Consider the following 18,775-nt stretch of genomic DNA (forward strand, 5'->3'; position numbering starts at 1 on the left):
TTTTCGCTCGTCACTGGTGAGTATTTCTTCACCCCCTCCCTGGCATTTCTTTCTATCTCAAGGGAGGTGCGCAGAGCGGCTGAAGAAATTAAGGGCCAATCCTGTTTTTTAAAAGCCTCCCACCATCGAACCGTTTTCGTGAACCTGTTCCTGGATCAAATTCAGATTGTCTCCTGTAATTTTTGCAGGATATTTTTTAAATCGAAGTGCAACAGGCCTTAAATAATTTGGGTGATGCGGTTTTATTAAAAATTCATAAGTAGCTGCCATGGCTTTGTTTCTGCCACTAGGATAAACTTCAAAATCATACTTTTGTTCTGTCCACAGACACATTACTGAGCATTCTTCAATCAAATAATCAAGACAGAGTCTGAATGCCCGTTCATGATCAACATCTGCAGGAGAAAAACGGCTTAAATAGCGTGTTAAAAAATCATCAATATTTGCATGAATCGCATTTTGAAACGCTTTGTTCGTATCATATTCCTTTTGGACTCGTAAATGGCTGTTAATGTAGTTGGGGCTATTGTACCAATCATCCCAGCGCATAATCTCAAAAGGAATCGTTAATTGTTTATAGAACCTCTGGTTTCGCTTTAACCACTCATCCCCTTCTTTAACCGCGAGTTGATACAATTCTTCCGTTGTGGCATGGTTCATGATACCTATTGTGTGGCGTTGAACGCTGTCATCAACAAGAATGGTGCATTGCTTGAATGATGCGTTTATGAGCTTGATAACTGCTGCAAATTTTTCATCTTCATGAATGGCCTGCCCCACGCTAATGGGCATCAGGCAAGAAGATTGAGGAAAAAGTTTTCTTTCTTCTACCGGATTTTCTCTAAAGGAAGCTTTCACAATCCTGTTATCAATCATACTCATATTCCAGAACCTCCTTTGAGCGCTTTTCGCATTTTATGTATGAAACAAAATCGTTTATTTTATTTTATTAAAATCTCTCTGTCTATTATTAGATCACTTAAGAGATATGGTTCCCATAATAATTAGTTAATGTTAATCTTGTATAATTAATATAAACATTGCAAAACTGAATCCTTAAATAGATATTAAAAATGCCTCGAATAACTAAAAGTTTTGATAGCAAATACAGAATAAACAATCCCGGCGGGGGTGATTGTGGATTTTATGCTTTTGCAGTAGGTTTAATAGATATCATTCAGAAGGAATATGCACTCTCCGGAAAAAGCGATACCTTTGTACGTTGGAAAAATGAAGGACTTAAGGGTGTTAGCTTGCGGGATATTATCAGCTTTGATTTAAATCAGTTGTATGAATCCCCCTATAGTTATCAAACAAAGCTTTTGTCCACTCTCCAAATGTCTTTAAGGACTATTGCCACTCGAGCATATACAGATGATTTAATCAGCAAAATAGGAATTGAACGAGCACTGGAAGGGGGTAAAACAAAGGTTGAAAGTACCCCGGTTTTCGGCAAGTTTATGGAATTGGTGCACTTTTACTTATATGGGAAAGGTTCTCTCGAAGAACTTAGCCATTTTAATGAATTAGCTCTAGCTCCTGAAGTCACAAACTTAGCACAAAGTACAGCCCGTTCACTGCAACCCAAGTTACAAAAAAAGCTTTCTGAAGCACAAAAACACCGTATAGAAAATGCCCACGTTAAAGAAGCATTATTAAAAGATGTAATGAGGAGTACCGAAAAAAATCCTGATTCAGTTATTTTAAGAGGTGTGGAAAAGATTCAGGAAGAAGGTAGATGGGCAACACATAATGATTTAAAAGAAGTAGCGGCCCGCCTTCATATAAATCTACACGTCATCGGTAAATTGAATGGAGAGCCTGATCCCCATTTACCCACGGTTATTTTAAATAATGAGGGTAAGGATGAAGGGATGCATTGGACAACCCAGGTGGATCAGCTTCCTCGCAAAGCCCCAAAACCGAAAAACGAGGATCGAAACTTTTCTGAAAAAGAAAAACAGGTAATTAACGCTACTGTAAGCACCCAAATTAAAACTGATAAAGTAAATAATTACCGCCAACACGTAACCGATCTCATTCATGCTGCATCAACCCATGGGTTGTTTTCCCAGGTTAAAAATAAAATCGATATCGATAATATCGATAAGGCAGAGGCTGTTAAAGGGGAATCAGATGAAGAGTTTGCAAGGCGCTTGCAAGAAGCCGAATACAGGCGTGCTCTAAAGTAAAAATCATCATCCTGGCTCGCCTCTGTCATCCTATTAATCGGCACTAACTGTACCTTAACCTTTTCTCATGCTATAAACTTTTTAGGAAACTTGGTTCAGGTACATTCTGATGAGCACCATTCAGCGCTTTATCAAAGCCCAGCAAGGACAAGAAATGTATATTCCGTTGCAACAGGCTTATGAAGAACTTAAAGCCGGAAAAAAGCAAAGCCATTGGATATGGTATATTTTTCCTCAGCTGCACCAGCTTGGATTTAGTGCAACAGCGCAATTTTTTGGGATTACCGATTTCAAAGAAGCGTGTGATTATCTACAAAATGAAAAGCTCTTCCAGAATTATTACGCAATGGTCCAATTAATAGAACAGCAACTCAAAAAAAAGATACCTGTAGTCACGCTCATGAACGGGCAAGTTGATGCCCGAAAACTGGTCTCGAGCCTCACTCTATTTAAAGCAGTAGCTACCTATCTTTTGCATCAAGGAGATACATCACAGGATTTTATGTCCCTGGCAACATGTTGTGAGCGCATTCTTACCCAAACTTCAAAACAAGGTTATTTTCCCTGTATGCAAACCCTTAATTTCGTGGCATCGCAAATAAATCCTGGTAAATCAGAGCAAAGTAGTTAGCATCGATGCATCATAAGGTTTTATTGTTTGATGATTGTGTAATTTCTGAATTAAATCAGGATTGGCGATGAAAGGCCTGCCAATTCCTAATAAATCAAATTCTCCATTCTTAATTTTTTCTTGTCCCTCTTCAAAATCATAACTCCCGGTTGCAATGAGTATTCCTTTAAAATAAGTCCGCATAAATTCAGTCATGGTTTTTTGATTTAACTCTTCGAAAGTCACTTTATCATTAAAGTTTCCGGTATGAACGTATGCAATGGGCAGTTGATTCAATTGCTCAAGAAGATACTGAAATACTTGTGCGTCGCGTTTGTCTCCAACAATTTCATTGAGATATGCTCCAGGTGATAACCTGATACCTACTTTGTGATATCCAATAGCATCACCACAAGCTTTCACCACTTCTAAAGCAAAACGCGCCCTATTTTCAGGAGTTCCTCCGTAAGAATCTGTTCTGTGGTTCGTATGATAATGTAAAAACTGATCGATGAGATACCCATTGGCCCCATGAATCTCGATTCCGTCAAATCCTGCTGCAATCGCATTTTCGGCAGCTGTTGCATAGCTTTCAACAATTTCTTTTATTTCCTCTAAAGAAGCCGCGCGTGATCTCCCATAAGTTAAACCATCCGCTCTGGATACTCTGCCACTCATTAACGTTTCTGAAGCGGACACGGGTAAGGCCCCATTTAAAAAATAAGGATGAGACACCCTGCCCAAATGCCAGATTTGTGAAAAAATATGGCCATTATTCGCATGAACAGAGTCAGTTATTCTTTTCCAGCCATCAATTTGTTCACGGGTAAAAATACCCGGGACATTACTGTATCCTTTAGCATCTGACCTGATAATTGTACCTTCAGTAATAATTAAACCTGCATCTGCCCTCTTCGCGTAATATTCAGCCATGAGGAGAGTTGGACTGAGATCATCCTGAGCCATGTTACGAGTCATAGGCGCCATGACAATTCGATTTTTTAAGCGCAAGGTTTTATTTAACTGAAATGGAGTTAAAAGTAAGTCTAGCTGCGTCATATTAATTCTCCTTAGAATAATGGAAATCTATATATTGCAAATTTCCGATTAATACCTACAAAATTTTTTACAAAATTTTTTGCAATTGGGTTAAAAATTCACTAATAAATGGTTTGTTCAATTTACAATAAGTCCATTGTCCGCGACGCTCCATAAGGATTAACCCCGCCTGATGCAGCTGCAAAAGATATTGCGAGACGGTGGATTGGGATAATCCAGTTTTTTGTTCAATCAAACCCACACACACACCATCTGTACTGACATCACAATGTGACGAAGTAAAGTATTTGGCTGGTTCTTTTAACCATTCAAGAATTTTAAGACGGTGCTCATTAGAGAGCGCTTTTATAACGAGTAAAAGGTTCATATTTATTAGTATATCGGAATTTTTCGATATATCAATAGAAAAGAGGAGATTGGAACTATCTGCATCAAGATTTAATGCTTGGTATGGATTCTTTTAATATAACTACCTTGGTGAACCTGAAAATTATTCTGTTTTCTCTTTTATAAAGCAGTGTATTATTCTTCCATAACCTAATTTAAATTTTGGAAATAAAAATAAATGCGAAAGCTAATCTGGATTTTCTTGTTGCTATTTGAGCCCATGGCAAATGCAGGTGGCCTCTCTCCAGTAGAAGCAAATATAGCCCAGAATATTTCCACCAAATCCCAGGAGCAACTTTCCTTATTGGAACGGTTGGTTAATATAAACAGCGGCACCACAAACCTTGGGGGAATTCAGCAGGTAGGGGCGATTGTGCATAAACAGTTCACTCAACTGGGATTTAAAACCTATTGGTATCAAGAACCCCCTGACCTGCATCGCGCAGGAACCTTGATTGCCCACCACCGGGGAAATAAAGGAAAAAAACTGCTCTTGATTGGACATCTCGATACTGTATTTCCTGCAAATAGCTCATTTCAACACTTTAAGCGCACAGGAAATAGCGCCACAGGACCGGGAATCATTGATGACAAAGGTGGGCTAGTTGTTATCCTATATGCATTAAAAGCGTTACAAGAGGCTAAAGCATTGGAAAATGCCAATATAACGGTTGTTTTGACTGGCGATGAGGAGGATGCCGGTAAGCCGGTTTCAATTTCAAGAAAACCGTTGATTGACGCAGCAAAAGAAAGTGATATCGCCCTGGATTTTGAATGGGCAATCACCTCAGATACTGCGACAGTTGCCCGGAGAGGTATTACTCTCTGGAACTTGGAAGTCCATGGGAATGAAGGACATTCATCAGAAATTTTTCAAAAAAAAGCAGGTTACGGCGCTATTTACGAGTTAGTGAGGATCTTAAATACAATGCGCATCCAGCTTGGTAAGGAACATTTTTTATCATTTAATCCGGGATTTATCCTGGGAGGCACCACGATAAACAAGAAAAATGACAGTCAGGGGAATGCTTTTGGAAAGGAAAACGTAATCGCAAAAATTGCCACAGCAAATGGAGACTTACGTTTCATTACTGAAGATCAAAAAAATGATGCCGAGAGAAAAATCGAGGCTATTGTTGCCAACCATTTACCTGGAACCACTGCTTCCATAAAATTTCAAGATGCAATTCCCAGTATGGCGCCTACTGCGGGCAATGAATTTTTATTAAGATTATATAGTGACGTGAGTGAAGAGTTGGGACAAGGAATGGTACTTCCTCTTGATCCCGGAGCAAGAGGTGCAGGTGATATTTCCCATATTGCCTCTATGCTGAATGGGACATTATCAGGATTAGGTCCTGTAGGTACAGGGGGACACTCAGTCAAAGAAACTTTAGATATTCCTTCACTTACCGCACAAACCCAACGTGCTGCCCTATTGATTTATCGATTAATCAATCAATAAAAATGAAGGAATAACATAGGATGTATAAGTAGGTTTTACCGAACTCTTACTTATTAAATAATCTGCGAATATTTTCTCCAGGAAATCTGATATATAATTAGGGAAAGCTATAAATTCATCTGTGGGTAATTTATGAAATCAAAGATCGAAGAAGAAAAAAAGGCTGCAAAAGAGTGGTTTGAAGAACTTTTGAAAGCATTGGCCCACACAAACAAAGCGCATCCTGATTTACTTTTTGAAATGCGGCCAACTGAAGCTTTTTTTAAAGAAATGTATAATAAAAACAAAGTTAACCCCCTTTATGTTGAATTTATTTCCAAAAACTCCGGCGCCAAATTTACCTTAGAGAATAAATTTTATCCTCACAGTTGGGTCATAAAACTTCCGGACAATGCAACAAAAGAAGAAAGAGATTGCATGAGGGATCTTGCACTTGAAGCAATTGCCCATCCTAAAAATGCCGCCCCGGATTATCAACCCAAACTGGTCGCATTTTTCCCTGACAGTACACCAGATGAAGAAATCGCTGAATTTGTCAAAGCATCTGAAGAAAAAGGCATACAAGTTAATTTATTTATTGGCAAAAAAGAAGAATTTGACAAAGTACATGCGGCTCATGAAAAAGAAACGCAAAAAATTGTTGCTTCAGGAGCTCTGGAAAATCTTCCCGGGTGGGATGGGTATGTAAACAGAATCCAACAGAGTGACGGGGGAAGGAAAGGCGAAGAATTTTTAAACAAATACCGCTCAGAGCAAACCAGCTCTGTGACTTATAATTAAAAATTAAGATACATTATTTATGCATGATTTGACTCCTCATATTTATTCTTCTTCATATTTGCAATTACCACCCAGTTTTTATGAGGTAGTAGCCCCTACCCCAATTGAAAACCCCTCTTTAGTCAAATTCAATCAGGAATTGGCAGCTTATCTTGCAGTCCCTGACTCTACTTCTGCTTGTGAACATAAACTTTTAACTTTTTATGCCGGGAATACAGTCCCGCCACACCTTAAAAGTATTGCCTTAGCTTATGCGGGCCATCAGTTTGGATACTATGTCCCTCTTTTGGGGGATGGACGCGCTGTATTACTTGGGGAAATTCGCAGCCCCGATGGAAAATGCTGGGATATACAATTAAAGGGATCTGGAAAAACACGGTTTTCACGAATGGGCGACGGCCGCGCACCCCTTTCGGCTGTTTTGAGGGAATATCTGATAAGCGAGGCAATGCATGGCTTAAACATTCCAACAACCCGTTGTCTGGCTGCAATCGCTAGCACAGAAACCATCTACCGCCAAGAAGGGCCTGTACCCTTAGGCGTGTTAACACGTGTGGCGGCCAGCAGTTTAAGAGTCGGTTCCTTCGAATATGCTGCCGCCCAAAAAGACAATCATCTGTTAAAGTCCCTGGCAGACTATGCTCTTCAACGCCATTATCCTGACATTTTAGCGTACGAAAGCCCCTACCTCGAATTTTTTCAAAAAGTAGTGGACCGTCAAGCTTTTCTCATCGCAGAATGGATGGGCGTAGGATTTATTCACGGAGTCATGAATACGGATAATATGACTATTTCTGGCGAGACCATTGACTTTGGACCCTGTGCCTTCATGGATGAATTTGATTTAGGCAGCGTATTTAACTCCATCGATGTAAATGGACGCTATGCATTTGGAAATCAAGCCTCTATAGCCAAGTGGAACTTGGCACAGTTTAGTCAGACCTTATTGAATTTAGTGCAAGAAAAGGAATCATTACACAAATTGCAAGAAATTCTCGACTCTTTTAACACCAGCTTCTCTCAATACTGGAATACTAAGATACGAGAAAAAATGGGATTATTTAAGGAAACAAAGCAAACCTTTTCCTTAGTAAAGGATTTTATTATGTTACTGCAGCAATTTAAGCCTGATTATACAAATACTTTTCGCCTCCTGGGTAAAGCTGTAGATTGTGAAAAGAGTCAGCGGGATCTAAGCAAATTATTGGGAAATCAGCCCTTGAGTGTGCAGTGGGTTAATGATTGGTTAAATTGTGTGAAACACCAAAACATGGATGCTATGGAAATAAAATCCAGGATGAATCAGGTGAATCCTGCTTATATCCCACGAAATCATTTGGTGGACAAAGCAATAAAAGCGTTTATTGAACATCAGGATAGTAGCTTGATGGACGCGCTTTTAGCTGTTTTGAAAAACCCTTTTCAGCAACAGGAAAACACGGAGCACCTACAAAGCTTGCCTTTGCCCCATGAACGAGTACATCAAACGTTCTGCGGAACCTGAATTTAAAGTATTTTTTGATAAAGAACTTCTTTTAATAAGGCCCCGCCCTCATAGAACTCTTCTAATTTAGTAGAGCTGGTGGCCTCAAAACCCAAAGCATCATAAAATTTGCGGGCTTGAATATTATCTTCAAACACCCACAAAAGTATTTTTTTATAGCCTTGATTCGTAAGCTCAGAAATTGCAGCCTTACACAGTTGCGTTCCAAATCCTTTGCGCCAGTAGTCTGGATGTAAATAAATAGCACTGATTTCACCCATGGAATTGTCTTCGCTAAAATTGCGAAAAGGGCAAATGCTGGCAAAACCAATGATTTGATTTTCAATTTCCAATACCAATACTTTAACTTCCTGTTTGATCAAATCATACCATTGTTGGGTGCGCTCCTCTAAAGATAAGTTTTGTAAAATGATTTCTGGAATAAAATCGCGATACATTTTTTGCCAGGAACAGATATGGATTTGTGCTATGGCCTCGGCATCTTCTAATGTAGCTGTTCTTATGTTGGGTGTTGAATAATTCTTAATCATAATAAAACCTTAAAGACGTAATTAATTTCTGGCAGTCTCTAATTATTCACGTTATTTAATTCACTATTTAGATGTTCTATTGCTAATATGCTATGTTAGATTAAAAAAATTGTCACGAAAAAGGATTTAAACATGAAGAAAAGCCAACAAAAAAAACAAACCATTCTGGGGACTTTGGCGCTGTTTGCAGCGTCTGTAGCCTTTGCTGACACGGTAACAAGCGAGGTTTCAACTACAGCTGGAGCTTCAGTAGGGAAAATTGTTTTTGAAGACAGTAAATACGGCTTGCTCATTAAGCCCCAATTGACCGGACTTCCGGCGGGCATCCATGGGTTCCACATTCATCAACATCCTGACTGCGGTGATCATGCCAAAAATGCCGGTGGCCATCTGGATCCGGCAAATACCAATAAACATCTTGGTCCATACGGCGAAGGTCATTTGGGTGATTTGCCTGTATTGGTTGTTGATCCTAACGGTACAGCAAATATTATCGTATTGGCACCACGGTTAAAAACTCAGGACATTAAGGATCACGCCATTATGATTCATGAGGGCGGTGATAATTACAGTGATAACCCTCCCTTGGGTGGTGGCGGCGAACGTATTGCTTGTGGAAAAATTTCTTAATAGGGTTTAAGGAATCTGCAATCCGGGTTAGGAACTGACCTCATCCGGATTATTAAAAAGTAACTAATTTTTAGATTAGGTATTTTCTTTTTTTTTATTAATTGGCATGATACGCGTCCAAAAATAATAATAAAGAGATGTATTATGCCCAGTTTTTTTTCAAATATAGATACCTACTGGAAAAAATATGATTCCTTAAGAAATAAATATTCTAATTTGATTCCTATTCCAAACCCCACGTATTTTCAACCTATTAGGGACATGATGGTATTCACCAATACTCTCGTTCGCCCCATCCATAGCCCTCTTTGGCTAGGAGTAAATGCATTATTGTTTTTTTTGAAAAGTTTTATTTATTTAGCTGCCAGTTTGTTGTTAATTGTCCCTACTTTGCTATTCGCGATTTTTAGCCCAAAATCAGATGCATGCTCGGCATTTAAATCAGCCGCAGCACACACCGTTGTCGATGCTACTATGGGCATCATTGCAACATGTGCTTCACTGGCTTCTCTTATTTTTAATCCCATTTATTTGCTTACTCGATGTTTGAGTACTGTGGTTGATCATTTGAATGAACTAACTGAATCCTGTTGTAATTTAACCATTGCCAAATTCTAAGTCGTTTCAGGCTGAATCTTGCGAAGCGGAATTCGAGATCTCTGTCATGCAGGGCTTCTTAACCGAGTTCCCCTTCGCTTTCAACTATGCAAATTTTTTTGCTTTAAGCTCATTGATGGTATTTTCCAATTAATTCGGTCTGCTCAATTATATGATTTTGCATGGCTGTTTCTATTTCTTTCTTTGTCGCATGCTCCCCCAGATTTAACATGGTATCCAAAGCATAGAGCTTAAAAAAATAGCGATGAGTACCATTCGGCGGACAGGGACCGCCATAGCCTGATTTTCCCCAACTGTTCAGGGCACTAATTGTCGATGAGGGAATCCCCTTCCCTATTTTCAGTTCATGGCAATTGGAAGGAAGATTAAATAGAATCCAATGCACCCATAAACCCATGGGCGCATCAGGATCATCCATAATCAAAACAAATGACTGCGTATTTTCAGGCACATCCTTCCACTCCAAAGGTGGGGAATGGTTAATGCCATTACAGGTATATTCTGGGGGAATAAAAGCATTATGTGCGAATGCTGGGCTCTGAAGTATCATGGCATATTCCTTATGCGAATTATTTATTAGCAATTTAGACTAATTTTATACAAAAATACAGTAAAGCAAAGGAAGTTTGCAAAATCAAAACTTTAATTTTCTGCTAAGAATTTGCCATAGCATCACAAAATCCCCCATTAAACTGTATAGAGGATACTGAAAAGTCGCGGGTTTATTTTTCTCATACACAAAATGTCCAATCCAGGCAAATCCATAACCTGCAACCAACATCAAAATGATCCACAACCAGTTCCAGGTAAACAGAAAAAAGAGAAAACTTAAGCAAGCCAGAAATGTACCAATAACATGCAGACGCCGGCACATTATTGATTGATGTTCCTCAAGGTAATAAGGATAAAACTCCTTAAAATTTGAAAACTTCTTGTTTGAATTCATTTCGATTAGGATTGGTTCTTGTTTTCTAATTATAGGTTAAAACCTCATTCCAATGTTATTATTATAATAAGATGTTTTTTTCTCACCATCTGGCGTATTTAAGTAATGAATGAGATTAATATAGAGCTATTAAAAAATCTGTTGGACGAAGCCTCACATTGTATGCACTCTTCTGAAAATCTGCTGCAAGAAATGCTGGAAACACCCATAGAGGAAGAATCCTCTATGGAAGATACGGTGTTCTCTATCAAGTTGGTTCTCCAGTACCGTTTAGGTAGCCAGGATGCTCTTTCTGCACTTCTAAGCATTGACCAAAACCTGCTTTATCTCCTGGGCATCCAACCTCGGCATTCCCGAACCATGAATCTGGATCGACTTGCATATGCCCTGGGAGAAGAGGATTTAAAACAAGTACTCCATGCACTTTCACTGCTGGTTAACTCCCTATTGAAAATTACCCACCGTTACCACCAAAACCATTTAAGTTTCGTAGTAAGTCATCAAAAAAAAACCCTTAAACCACATCCCCTGGTCAAAGGGCTGCAAAAACTGGTTTCACAACAAAATCATTTTTTAAGTTTGATCCAGAAATTTGCCGAAAATATCACGCTTCTTTTAGAGTATCAGTCGGTGGGACCGGTATTGGATCATATAGCGGCGCTTAGGGGACCTATTTCCCAATTTTATCAGGCGATAGTGCATGGTCTTGGGGAAGCAAAACTACTTTATGAACGAATTAACAAAAAAGATTTATTAGAGCAAAAATTAGAATTTCTCCTGAAACAAACCGAGGAAGTTCTTCATGCGAGGCCCTCCCTTTATAGACCTCACCCTCCTTCTCCTGCCTTAACGCCTTTAAGAAAACTGTCTGCGGAACAATTGGAACAACGCGCCTCTGCCAAACGTTTACGCCCTTTTTTTTAAGGTCAGCCTTCACCAAGCTGTGCTGGCTCACGGGGAAAATTATTTATCAAGAGGGGAGTAGGTTCTCAAAAAAAATGCATCGCTTATGGTGCACGAATTTTTGAGAACCATGTAGTTTACTGATGAGAGACTATAAATAACATCCCACTCCATCATAACCAATTATCTGGCATGACTTGTATGCACTTAAATCCAATCGATAACTTACAGAACCATAAGCAGCAATGATACTTCCATTTTCATTTTTAATATGCGGTTTATGGAAGTGTTCACTCGTTTCGCAAACGGTATTATTTCGGATCCAGATACCTCCTTCGGAAATAATGTGTGATTTGCTGGGAATAAGTGTATTTTTTCCACAATCCCTAACTGCTAAATGCTCCATTTTGGGAGCGGAAAAGACGAGATCGTAACCTGCGACAGCCGCCTTGACTGCATTTTCAGCATCCAAAATACCATGGCCGCAAGGTTTTTTGCCCACGCATGATTTATTAGGATCACTACTCACACCAAAATCATGGGTGGTCGTATACAGTAATTGCTCTACTTGTTCCGGGCTAGGTGGAGTTTCACTTGCAGCAAAAATTAATCCGGCCACACCCGCAACATGGGGAGTAGCCATACTGGTACCTTGATAAAAATCAAAACCAGAGCCATTATAGCCACCGCCAGGATTCACTGTAGATAATATTCCTCCCCAAGTACCGTAACGTTTGTCCCCACCCGGGGCTGCTAAGGTAATGCTTGGACCGTAATTGGAAAAATAAGATCTCAGACCTTCAGGACCAGTGGATGCAACTTTAATGGTGCCATTACAAACGGCAGGGGCATTAAAGTGCTCCCAGACGTTGTCATTTCCTGCTGCAACTGCTAGTACTGCCCCTTTCTTGCGCGCAAAAAAGACTGCTTCCTGTAATGCCTGATCACAATAATCAATTTCATCTTTTGGACCTCTATCTACACCAAAACTCATATTTAAAATTTGAGCTGGATGAATATTGGTAGGGACACCTGGAACCTCCCCTCCTACAGCCCAATAAATCGCATTAATGACTGAACTTTCATAAAACATGCCATTAGCAGCAGGAATTTTTAAAGGAAGAATTTTTAAATCTTCCCCCATACCGTTCATGACACTGCCATAACCTGCAATGGTTCCGGCAACATGAGTCCCATGATAAGAGCGGGTTTCATCAATCAGGTTGTTATTATTTCCTGCAAAATTCCATCCCCATAAATTCCCTACACGGTCTTTTACCAGGTTATTAATTAAACTGTCATTTAAAGCGATTCCGGTGTCCAGGACAGCGACTACTACTGGTTTTTTTGAAAGACCGGTAGTATACGCCCACGCCCCGTCTTTGAACCCGGGTGCGGATTCCAGCATAATTCCGGCAGGTCGAGCAAATTCATCCCATTGACTTTCATGGGATAACAAATTACCTGCATCTAAAATTTCTGGATCAGGTACCGGTTTGAAATAACTTATCCGGTCTTCAACTGCATACAACACCTGAGGGTTTTTGCGTAATCGTTCCAGAATCAGGGATTTTTCATCCTCATCATTACTTTTGGCTAAAGGACTTTGTGCTGCATCCAAAATTAATAAAAATGCTCCATTGGCCATAGGATTAAATTCTTTTACGGGTAAATGGGTCTGTTGTTTTATTTGTGACTTTAAGGAAGAAACGCTGGTTATTTGTTCTTTATATTTGATGATTACGCGAATCGTATTTTGCTCGGGCAAAGCAAAAACGCAGTGCGCCATAGTTAAAAGGCCTAAGCCTGCAATCCCTGATTTTAACATGCAACAATCTCCTTATAGAAATACATCGCATTTCAGTATGCTACAAGACACAGGGAAAACACAAGATTATGCCAAGCCTGGAATTCTATTCTCATCTATATGAAATTAAAGGCGTGAGGATCGGGTTCCATGGAACCCAATTTGCGGAAATCAATCATTTTCTTGACTTGAGGTTTGGTGATGCCATTTCCGGATTACCAATGGAAGGCTAATAACGATACTGTTCAGGCTTATAGGGACCATTAATGCCTACACCTAAATAATCAGCTTGTTCCTGGGTAAGTTGGGTTAATTTAACCCCGATTCGTCCCAAATGCAAACGAGCTACCTTTTCGTCCAGAATCTTGGGGAGCACATATACTTGCCGGTCATATTGAGCAGCATTTTTAAATAATTCAATTTGCGCCAAAATTTGATTGGAAAAAGAGGCAGACATCACAAAACTTGGGTGGCCTGTAGCACAACCTAAATTAACCAACCGACCCTCAGCTAAAACAATCAGGCGCTTACCATCAGGAAAAATCACATGATCTACCTGGGGCTTAATATTTTCCCATGGATACTGTTTTAAACTGTGTATGTCAATTTCCGAATCAAAGTGACCGATGTTACACAGAATTGCCTGGTTTCGCATACGTTTCATATGCTCATGGGTTACTACATGATAATTACCGGTAGCGGTAACCACTATATCCACTTGTTCGGCAACATCATCCAAAGTCACAACCCGATATCCTTCCATTGCTGCCTGAAGCGCACATATGGGATCAATTTCAGCAATCAGGACAATCGCACCCTGGCCCCGCAATGCTTGTGCACAGCCTTTACCCACGTCTCCATAACCCAGGATCAAAGCAACTTTTCCAGCAATCATTACATCGGTTGCCCGCTTTAATCCATCCAATAAAGACTCGCGACACCCGTACATGTTATCGAATTTCGATTTAGTCACTGAATCATTCACGTTGATTGCAGGGATTTCCAGTTCACCCTTGCGGGCCATTTCATACAAACGCGCAACGCCGGTCGTTGTTTCCTCGGAAACTCCTTTAATTCCGGATAACAGCTGCGGGAATTTTTGATGGATGAGTTGAGTTAAATCCCCACCATCGTCGAGAAGTAAATTGGGCGTCCAATTATTGGGTCCTGAAAGAGTTTGCTCCACGCACCACCAATATTCTTCCTCAGTTTCACCCTTCCATGCAAAAACCGGAACACCAGTGGCAGCTACAGCTGCAGCTGCATGATCCTGGGTAGAGAATATGTTACAAGAAGACCAGCGAACCTCAGCCCCTAAAGCAATCAATGTTTCAATCAATACTGCCGTTTGAATGGTCATGTGCAAACAGCCTGCGATACGGGCACCAAGCAAGGGTTTTACCGCAGCAAACTCTTCACGCAAAGCCATTAATCCAGGCATTTCTGTTTCGGCTATGGCAATTTCCTTGCGCCCCCATGAAGCCAAAGACATATCAGCTACTTTATAATCTTGCATCCTGCCTTTAACTCCTGTTTTATTAACTAATTCCATTAGTCCTTCTCCTTTATAAAGCTTTGCGTAATTCCGTCACTTTATCCAAACGTTCCCATGGTAAATTGTCGCGTCCATAATGACCATAGGTGGCTGTTTGTCTATAGATTGGGCGAAGCAAATCATGATATTCAATTATACCTTGAGGGGTTAAATCGAAATGGGTATGAATCAATTCGATAATTTCCCTATCGGTCAAACGGCCAGTACCAAAAGTTTCAACGAAAATTGAGGTAGGCTCAGCCACACCAATTGCATAGGAAACCTGGATCTCGCATTTGTCAGCCAATCCTGCAGCTACTATATTTTTAGCCACATGCCGTGCGGCATAAGCAGCAGATCGATCTACTTTTGATGGATCCTTGCCGGAAAAACATCCACCTCCATGTCGTGCCATACCGCCGTAAGTATCTACAATTATTTTACGTCCGGTTAAACCGCAGTCCCCTAAAGGACCGCCGATAACAAATCGTCCGGTCGGATTGATAAAATAACGTGTTTTAGGAGTTAACCAATCCAAAGGTAACGTTGTTTTAATAATTTCTTCCCGTACTGCTTCTACCAAATCACTGTACTCAACGTCAGGCGCATGCTGGGTAGAGAAAACCACGGTATCCACTTCAACAGGGATACCCTTTTCGTATTTTAAGGTTAATTGGCATTTTGCATCAGGACGCAACCAGGTTAATACTCCTGATTTACGTAAATGAGCCTGTTTTTCCATTAACCGATGGGAGTAGGCAATAGGAGCTGGCATGTAAACGTCTGTTTCACGGCTGGCATAACCAAACATCAGGCCCTGATCACCGGCACCAAGAGTTTTCGTTACTTTATTGTCCACACCCTGGGCGATATCAGGGGATTGCTTTCCTATAGCAGAAAGTACCGCACACGATTCCCAGTCAAATCCCATTTGTGAACTGTTATATCCTATGTCTTTAACTACTTGTCGGGTTACCGCTTCCACATCTACCCAGGCTTTAGTAGTAATTTCTCCACCAACCAAAACCATGCCCGTTTTAACGAATACCTCACAAGCAACACGCGCAGTCGGATCTTGCATTAAAATGGCATCTAAAATCGCATCAGAAATCTGATCTGCTATCTTGTCAGGATGTCCTTCGGAAACCGATTCCGAAGTAAAAACATGATTTTCATTCATTAAGTAAATCCTCTTAATATTTTTATATATCCTATTTCATCAATTGTATAAAATCATTAAATATTAATTCGATATCATGAGGTCCAGGACTGGCTTCAGGATGTCCTTGAAAGCCAAATGCCGGTTTTTCCTTATGTCTAATACCCTGAAGTGTGTTGTCGAATAAAGAACGATGTGTAATTTCAAGACACTCAGGTAAACTCGACTCGTCTACTGCAAATCCATGGTTTTGGCTGGTGATAAAAACCCGCTTTTTCCCTTCAGTCTCAATTACGGGATGATTGCCCCCATGGTGACCAAATTTCATTTTCTTGGTCACTCCGCCACAAGCCAAAGCCAAAATCTGAAAGCCCAAACAAATGCCAAACAAGGGGATATTATTTTCCAGAAACTCCTGGGTGGCTCGAATGGCATAGTCACAAGCCTGGGGGTCTCCGGGGCCATTTGATAAAAATACTCCATCCGGATTCATCGCCAAAACTTCTGCTGCAGGAGTTTTTGCAGGGACTAAAGTTAAATGGCATCCTTTGTCGTGCAAAATACGCAGAATGTTGTGCTTGACCCCAAAATCATACGCAACTACATGGTACTGTTGAGGCTGAGAACCTTTACCCCATTCACCTTGTCCCTCATGCCATCGCTCTATTGTTTTTCGGGAAACTTCCAGGGCCAAATCCACCCCTTGCAATCCTGAAAATGATTTTGCTTTCGCCAAAGCCGAATCAGGGTTCTCTACATCGGTACTGATACAGGCACTGACAGCACCATGCTCCCGCAATCGGAGAGTCAAATCCCGGGTGTCGATTCCAGCAATCGCTACTACTCCATTTTTTTTGAGCCAATCAGAAAGGGATTGTTCTGCTCGATAATTACTATGGATTAGTGATGCATTACGAATCACTAAACCTGCTGCCCACACTTTATTAGACTCCATATCCTCATGGGTACATCCAGTATTTCCTACATGAGCTGTGGTCAAAGTAATGATTTGTCGTGCATAGGAAGGATCGGTGAGCATCTCCTGATATCCGGTTAATGAAGTGTTAAAAACCAACTCTCCGACACTATCACCTGTCGCTCCTACTGAAATCCCTTCGTAAATGGTTCCATCGGCTAACACTAAAATTGCTGGTTGGTTCATCATGGATCTACTCTATCTGGTTATACAAATGTATCTTTCCAATGAGGCTGTTATTGAATCTGCTGCCTGGAGCGCATAGTGACCCGAAATGTTCTGTAACCTCACCTGAGTTTGTACTGGGCCCAAGCTGCTGTGACCGGCGCATTCCAATCATCAGGGTTACAAATCATGTGGCTAACAAGATAAAAAATTGCACACATTAGATAAATATGTGCAATTGTAACTTACTTGTATCAAAATTTCATGTCTTCAAAGAATTTTTTCACACCTGCAAACCAAGAATTTGAGCGTGGAGAGTGTTTTCCTTTAGCATTTTCCAATGATTCCTGGAATTTGGTTAATAATTCTTTTTGTTCGCGTGATAAATTTACTGGGGTCTCTACAACCACCTTACATAATAAATCACCCTGACCATGTCCGCGTACGGATTTCATTCCCTTGCCTCGTAAACGGAAGACTTTCCCAGTTTGTGTTTCTTCTGGAATTTTTAAAGTAACCCGTCCTTCAAGGGTTGGCACTTCTATAGAACCACCCATAGCAGCGGTGATAAAGCTTATGGGCACTTCACAATGCAAGTCCGTTTCATGACGCTCAAATATAGCATGTTTTTTTACACTGATTTGCACGTAAAGATCACCTGGGCCACCTCCATGCGTGCCAGCCTCTCCTTCTCCGCTTAAACGAACCCGGTCGCCATTGTCCACGCCAGCTGGAATTTTAACCGTAAGCTTTTTGCTTTCGCGCATTCTACCCTGCCCATGACAATCAGAACAAGGATCAGAGATAATCGTTCCTTCACCATGACAGCTGGGGCAAGTTTGCTGAATGGAAAAGAATCCTTGTTGAATTCGTACTTGTCCCATACCATTACAGGTTTCACAAGTCTTTGGCTGTGTTCCTTTTTTGGCTCCACTCCCACTACAGGTAGAGCAAGTACCATGTCGGGGAACAGTTATTTGCACTTCTTTACCCTGGGCAGCTTCTTCGAGTGTCAATTGGACATTAAATTGCAAATCAGCGCCGCGTTGCCCACGAGATTGTCGCCCAGCGCCGCGTCCGCTGGAAAAGATATTTTCAAAAATATCCTCAAATACATCGCCAAAACCACCAAAACCGCCAAAACCTCCTTGACCGCCTCTCATTGAGGGATCTACGCCTGCATGGCCGAATTGATCATAAGCAGAACGTTTTTGGGGATCGGAAAGAATACTGTAGGCATTTTGAATTTCTTTAAATTTTTCTTCAGCAGCAGAGTCGCCAGGATTACGATCTGGATGATACTTCATAGCCAACCTACGGTATGCTTTTTTTATTTCAGCATCACTTGCAGTTCGACTTACTTCTAAAAGCTCATAATAATCCCGCTGTTCCATAACTACTCACAATATTAAAAATTAAAATGGACAATGCAGCCGGGTACAGCAAAGCGGAACCAGGAATTTCAATAAACTTCTAAATCCCGGATTCCGCTTTGTACCCGGGCTACATT

Annotated in this window: 19 protein-coding genes; 8 read left to right on the forward strand and 11 right to left on the reverse strand. The window is 40.6% G+C overall.

What is annotated here, in order from left to right:
- Positions 1-108: 108 nt before the first annotated feature.
- Complete coding sequence (locus KYQ_RS11490) at positions 109-882, reverse strand: hypothetical protein (protein ID WP_010654411.1); 774 nt, start codon at positions 880-882, stop codon at positions 109-111.
- Positions 883-1,073: 191 nt separating this feature from the next.
- Here KYQ_RS11490 and KYQ_RS11495 point away from each other — a divergent pair, with 191 nt between their 5' ends.
- Both KYQ_RS11495 and KYQ_RS11500 read left to right on the forward strand, forming a co-directional pair.
- On the forward strand, positions 1,074-2,192 hold the full coding sequence (locus tag KYQ_RS11495; RefSeq protein ID WP_010654412.1) for a hypothetical protein: 1,119 nt from the start codon (positions 1,074-1,076) through the stop codon (positions 2,190-2,192).
- Positions 2,193-2,301: 109 nt separating this feature from the next.
- Complete coding sequence (locus KYQ_RS11500) at positions 2,302-2,823, forward strand: DUF1810 family protein (protein WP_010654413.1); 522 nt, start codon at positions 2,302-2,304, stop codon at positions 2,821-2,823.
- On the opposite strand, the gene KYQ_RS11505 is transcribed toward KYQ_RS11500, so the two are convergent.
- Both KYQ_RS11505 and KYQ_RS11510 read right to left on the reverse strand, forming a co-directional pair.
- Positions 2,806-3,861, reverse strand: a complete 1,056-nt coding sequence (locus tag KYQ_RS11505; RefSeq protein WP_010654414.1) for an alkene reductase — start codon at positions 3,859-3,861, stop codon at positions 2,806-2,808. The genes KYQ_RS11500 and KYQ_RS11505 overlap by 18 nt on opposite strands.
- Positions 3,862-3,928: 67 nt before the next feature.
- Complete coding sequence (locus tag KYQ_RS11510) at positions 3,929-4,228, reverse strand: ArsR/SmtB family transcription factor (protein ID WP_010654415.1); 300 nt, start codon at positions 4,226-4,228, stop codon at positions 3,929-3,931.
- Positions 4,229-4,426: 198 nt separating this feature from the next.
- Here KYQ_RS11510 and KYQ_RS11515 point away from each other — a divergent pair, with 198 nt between their 5' ends.
- From KYQ_RS11515 to KYQ_RS11525, 3 genes are all read left to right on the forward strand, one after another.
- The gene (locus KYQ_RS11515) at positions 4,427-5,713 is read left to right on the forward strand and encodes a M20/M25/M40 family metallo-hydrolase (RefSeq protein WP_019350110.1); all 1,287 of its coding nucleotides are present in this window, start codon (positions 4,427-4,429) and stop codon (positions 5,711-5,713) included.
- 132 nt (positions 5,714-5,845) lie between these two features.
- Positions 5,846-6,493 (forward strand): hypothetical protein, encoded by a 648-nt coding sequence (locus KYQ_RS11520; protein ID WP_010654417.1) that lies wholly within the window; start codon positions 5,846-5,848, stop codon positions 6,491-6,493.
- Positions 6,494-6,512: 19 nt separating this feature from the next.
- Positions 6,513-7,997 carry a protein adenylyltransferase SelO gene (locus tag KYQ_RS11525; RefSeq protein WP_019350111.1) on the forward strand — a complete coding sequence of 495 codons (1,485 nt, stop codon included), beginning with the start codon at positions 6,513-6,515 and terminating at the stop codon, positions 7,995-7,997.
- A gap of 2 nt (positions 7,998-7,999) precedes the next feature.
- Here the strand turns inward: KYQ_RS11525 and KYQ_RS11530 are convergent, their stop codons facing one another.
- Positions 8,000-8,527, reverse strand: a complete 528-nt coding sequence (locus KYQ_RS11530) for a GNAT family N-acetyltransferase (RefSeq protein ID WP_010654419.1) — start codon at positions 8,525-8,527, stop codon at positions 8,000-8,002.
- A 132-nt stretch (positions 8,528-8,659) separates the two neighbouring features.
- Here KYQ_RS11530 and KYQ_RS11535 point away from each other — a divergent pair, with 132 nt between their 5' ends.
- Both KYQ_RS11535 and KYQ_RS11540 read left to right on the forward strand, forming a co-directional pair.
- Positions 8,660-9,157, forward strand: coding sequence for a superoxide dismutase family protein (locus KYQ_RS11535; RefSeq protein ID WP_010654420.1), 498 nt, complete (start codon positions 8,660-8,662; stop codon positions 9,155-9,157).
- A gap of 144 nt (positions 9,158-9,301) precedes the next feature.
- Positions 9,302-9,775 (forward strand): hypothetical protein, encoded by a 474-nt coding sequence (locus KYQ_RS11540; RefSeq protein WP_019350112.1) that lies wholly within the window; start codon positions 9,302-9,304, stop codon positions 9,773-9,775.
- A gap of 109 nt (positions 9,776-9,884) precedes the next feature.
- Here KYQ_RS11540 and KYQ_RS11545 read toward each other — a convergent pair whose 3' ends face one another.
- Positions 9,885-10,325, reverse strand: coding sequence for a YbhB/YbcL family Raf kinase inhibitor-like protein (locus tag KYQ_RS11545; protein WP_010654421.1), 441 nt, complete (start codon positions 10,323-10,325; stop codon positions 9,885-9,887).
- Between the two features lie 84 nt (positions 10,326-10,409).
- A complete protein-coding gene (locus tag KYQ_RS11550; RefSeq protein ID WP_019350113.1) occupies positions 10,410-10,721 on the reverse strand; it encodes an Mpo1-like protein in 312 nt (103 codons plus the stop codon).
- A 105-nt stretch (positions 10,722-10,826) separates the two neighbouring features.
- On the opposite strand from KYQ_RS11550, the gene KYQ_RS11555 reads away from it, so the two are divergent.
- Positions 10,827-11,645: a hypothetical protein gene (locus KYQ_RS11555; protein ID WP_019350114.1), complete on the forward strand. Its 819-nt coding sequence runs from the start codon at positions 10,827-10,829 to the stop codon at positions 11,643-11,645.
- A gap of 130 nt (positions 11,646-11,775) precedes the next feature.
- Here KYQ_RS11555 and KYQ_RS11560 read toward each other — a convergent pair whose 3' ends face one another.
- The 5 genes from KYQ_RS11560 to dnaJ all read right to left on the reverse strand — a co-directional run bounded on the left by KYQ_RS11560 (position 11,776) and on the right by dnaJ (position 18,659).
- Positions 11,776-13,452, reverse strand: a complete 1,677-nt coding sequence (locus KYQ_RS11560; protein ID WP_010654424.1) for a S8 family serine peptidase — start codon at positions 13,450-13,452, stop codon at positions 11,776-11,778.
- Positions 13,453-13,660: 208 nt separating this feature from the next.
- On the reverse strand, positions 13,661-14,983 hold the full coding sequence (gene ahcY, locus KYQ_RS11570; RefSeq protein WP_010654425.1) for an adenosylhomocysteinase: 1,323 nt from the start codon (positions 14,981-14,983) through the stop codon (positions 13,661-13,663).
- Positions 14,984-14,996: 13 nt separating this feature from the next.
- The gene (metK, locus tag KYQ_RS11575; protein ID WP_019350116.1) at positions 14,997-16,145 is read right to left on the reverse strand and encodes a methionine adenosyltransferase; all 1,149 of its coding nucleotides are present in this window, start codon (positions 16,143-16,145) and stop codon (positions 14,997-14,999) included.
- A 31-nt stretch (positions 16,146-16,176) separates the two neighbouring features.
- Complete coding sequence (gene carA, locus KYQ_RS11580; protein WP_019350117.1) at positions 16,177-17,289, reverse strand: glutamine-hydrolyzing carbamoyl-phosphate synthase small subunit; 1,113 nt, start codon at positions 17,287-17,289, stop codon at positions 16,177-16,179.
- A gap of 230 nt (positions 17,290-17,519) precedes the next feature.
- Positions 17,520-18,659: a molecular chaperone DnaJ gene (gene dnaJ / locus KYQ_RS11585; RefSeq protein WP_010654428.1), complete on the reverse strand. Its 1,140-nt coding sequence runs from the start codon at positions 18,657-18,659 to the stop codon at positions 17,520-17,522.
- Positions 18,660-18,775 lie beyond the last annotated feature (116 nt).

Origin of the sequence: Fluoribacter dumoffii NY 23 (assembly GCF_000236165.1) — a bacterium.
In the GTDB taxonomy this organism is placed as follows: domain Bacteria; phylum Pseudomonadota; class Gammaproteobacteria; order Legionellales; family Legionellaceae; genus Legionella; species Legionella dumoffii.

Excerpts from the sequence above, each read along its gene's own strand:
- KYQ_RS11490 (WP_010654411.1), bottom strand. The coding sequence starts at position 882 with ATGAGTATGATTGATAACAGGATTGTGAAAGCTTCCTTTAGAGAAAAT.
- KYQ_RS11495 (WP_010654412.1), top strand. The coding sequence starts at position 1,074 with ATGCCTCGAATAACTAAAAGTTTTGATAGCAAATACAGAATAAACAAT.
- KYQ_RS11500 (WP_010654413.1), top strand. The coding sequence starts at position 2,302 with ATGAGCACCATTCAGCGCTTTATCAAAGCCCAGCAAGGACAAGAAATG.
- KYQ_RS11505 (WP_010654414.1), bottom strand. The coding sequence starts at position 3,861 with ATGACGCAGCTAGACTTACTTTTAACTCCATTTCAGTTAAATAAAACC.
- KYQ_RS11510 (WP_010654415.1), bottom strand. The coding sequence starts at position 4,228 with ATGAACCTTTTACTCGTTATAAAAGCGCTCTCTAATGAGCACCGTCTT.
- KYQ_RS11515 (WP_019350110.1), top strand. The coding sequence starts at position 4,427 with ATGCGAAAGCTAATCTGGATTTTCTTGTTGCTATTTGAGCCCATGGCA.
- KYQ_RS11520 (WP_010654417.1), top strand. The coding sequence starts at position 5,846 with ATGAAATCAAAGATCGAAGAAGAAAAAAAGGCTGCAAAAGAGTGGTTT.
- KYQ_RS11525 (WP_019350111.1), top strand. The coding sequence starts at position 6,513 with ATGCATGATTTGACTCCTCATATTTATTCTTCTTCATATTTGCAATTA.
- KYQ_RS11530 (WP_010654419.1), bottom strand. The coding sequence starts at position 8,527 with ATGATTAAGAATTATTCAACACCCAACATAAGAACAGCTACATTAGAA.
- KYQ_RS11535 (WP_010654420.1), top strand. The coding sequence starts at position 8,660 with ATGAAGAAAAGCCAACAAAAAAAACAAACCATTCTGGGGACTTTGGCG.
- KYQ_RS11540 (WP_019350112.1), top strand. The coding sequence starts at position 9,302 with ATGCCCAGTTTTTTTTCAAATATAGATACCTACTGGAAAAAATATGAT.
- KYQ_RS11545 (WP_010654421.1), bottom strand. The coding sequence starts at position 10,325 with ATGATACTTCAGAGCCCAGCATTCGCACATAATGCTTTTATTCCCCCA.
- KYQ_RS11550 (WP_019350113.1), bottom strand. The coding sequence starts at position 10,721 with ATGAATTCAAACAAGAAGTTTTCAAATTTTAAGGAGTTTTATCCTTAT.
- KYQ_RS11555 (WP_019350114.1), top strand. The coding sequence starts at position 10,827 with ATGAATGAGATTAATATAGAGCTATTAAAAAATCTGTTGGACGAAGCC.
- KYQ_RS11560 (WP_010654424.1), bottom strand. The coding sequence starts at position 13,452 with ATGTTAAAATCAGGGATTGCAGGCTTAGGCCTTTTAACTATGGCGCAC.
- ahcY (WP_010654425.1), bottom strand. The coding sequence starts at position 14,983 with ATGGAATTAGTTAATAAAACAGGAGTTAAAGGCAGGATGCAAGATTAT.
- metK (WP_019350116.1), bottom strand. The coding sequence starts at position 16,145 with ATGAATGAAAATCATGTTTTTACTTCGGAATCGGTTTCCGAAGGACAT.
- carA (WP_019350117.1), bottom strand. The coding sequence starts at position 17,289 with ATGATGAACCAACCAGCAATTTTAGTGTTAGCCGATGGAACCATTTAC.
- dnaJ (WP_010654428.1), bottom strand. The coding sequence starts at position 18,659 with ATGGAACAGCGGGATTATTATGAGCTTTTAGAAGTAAGTCGAACTGCA.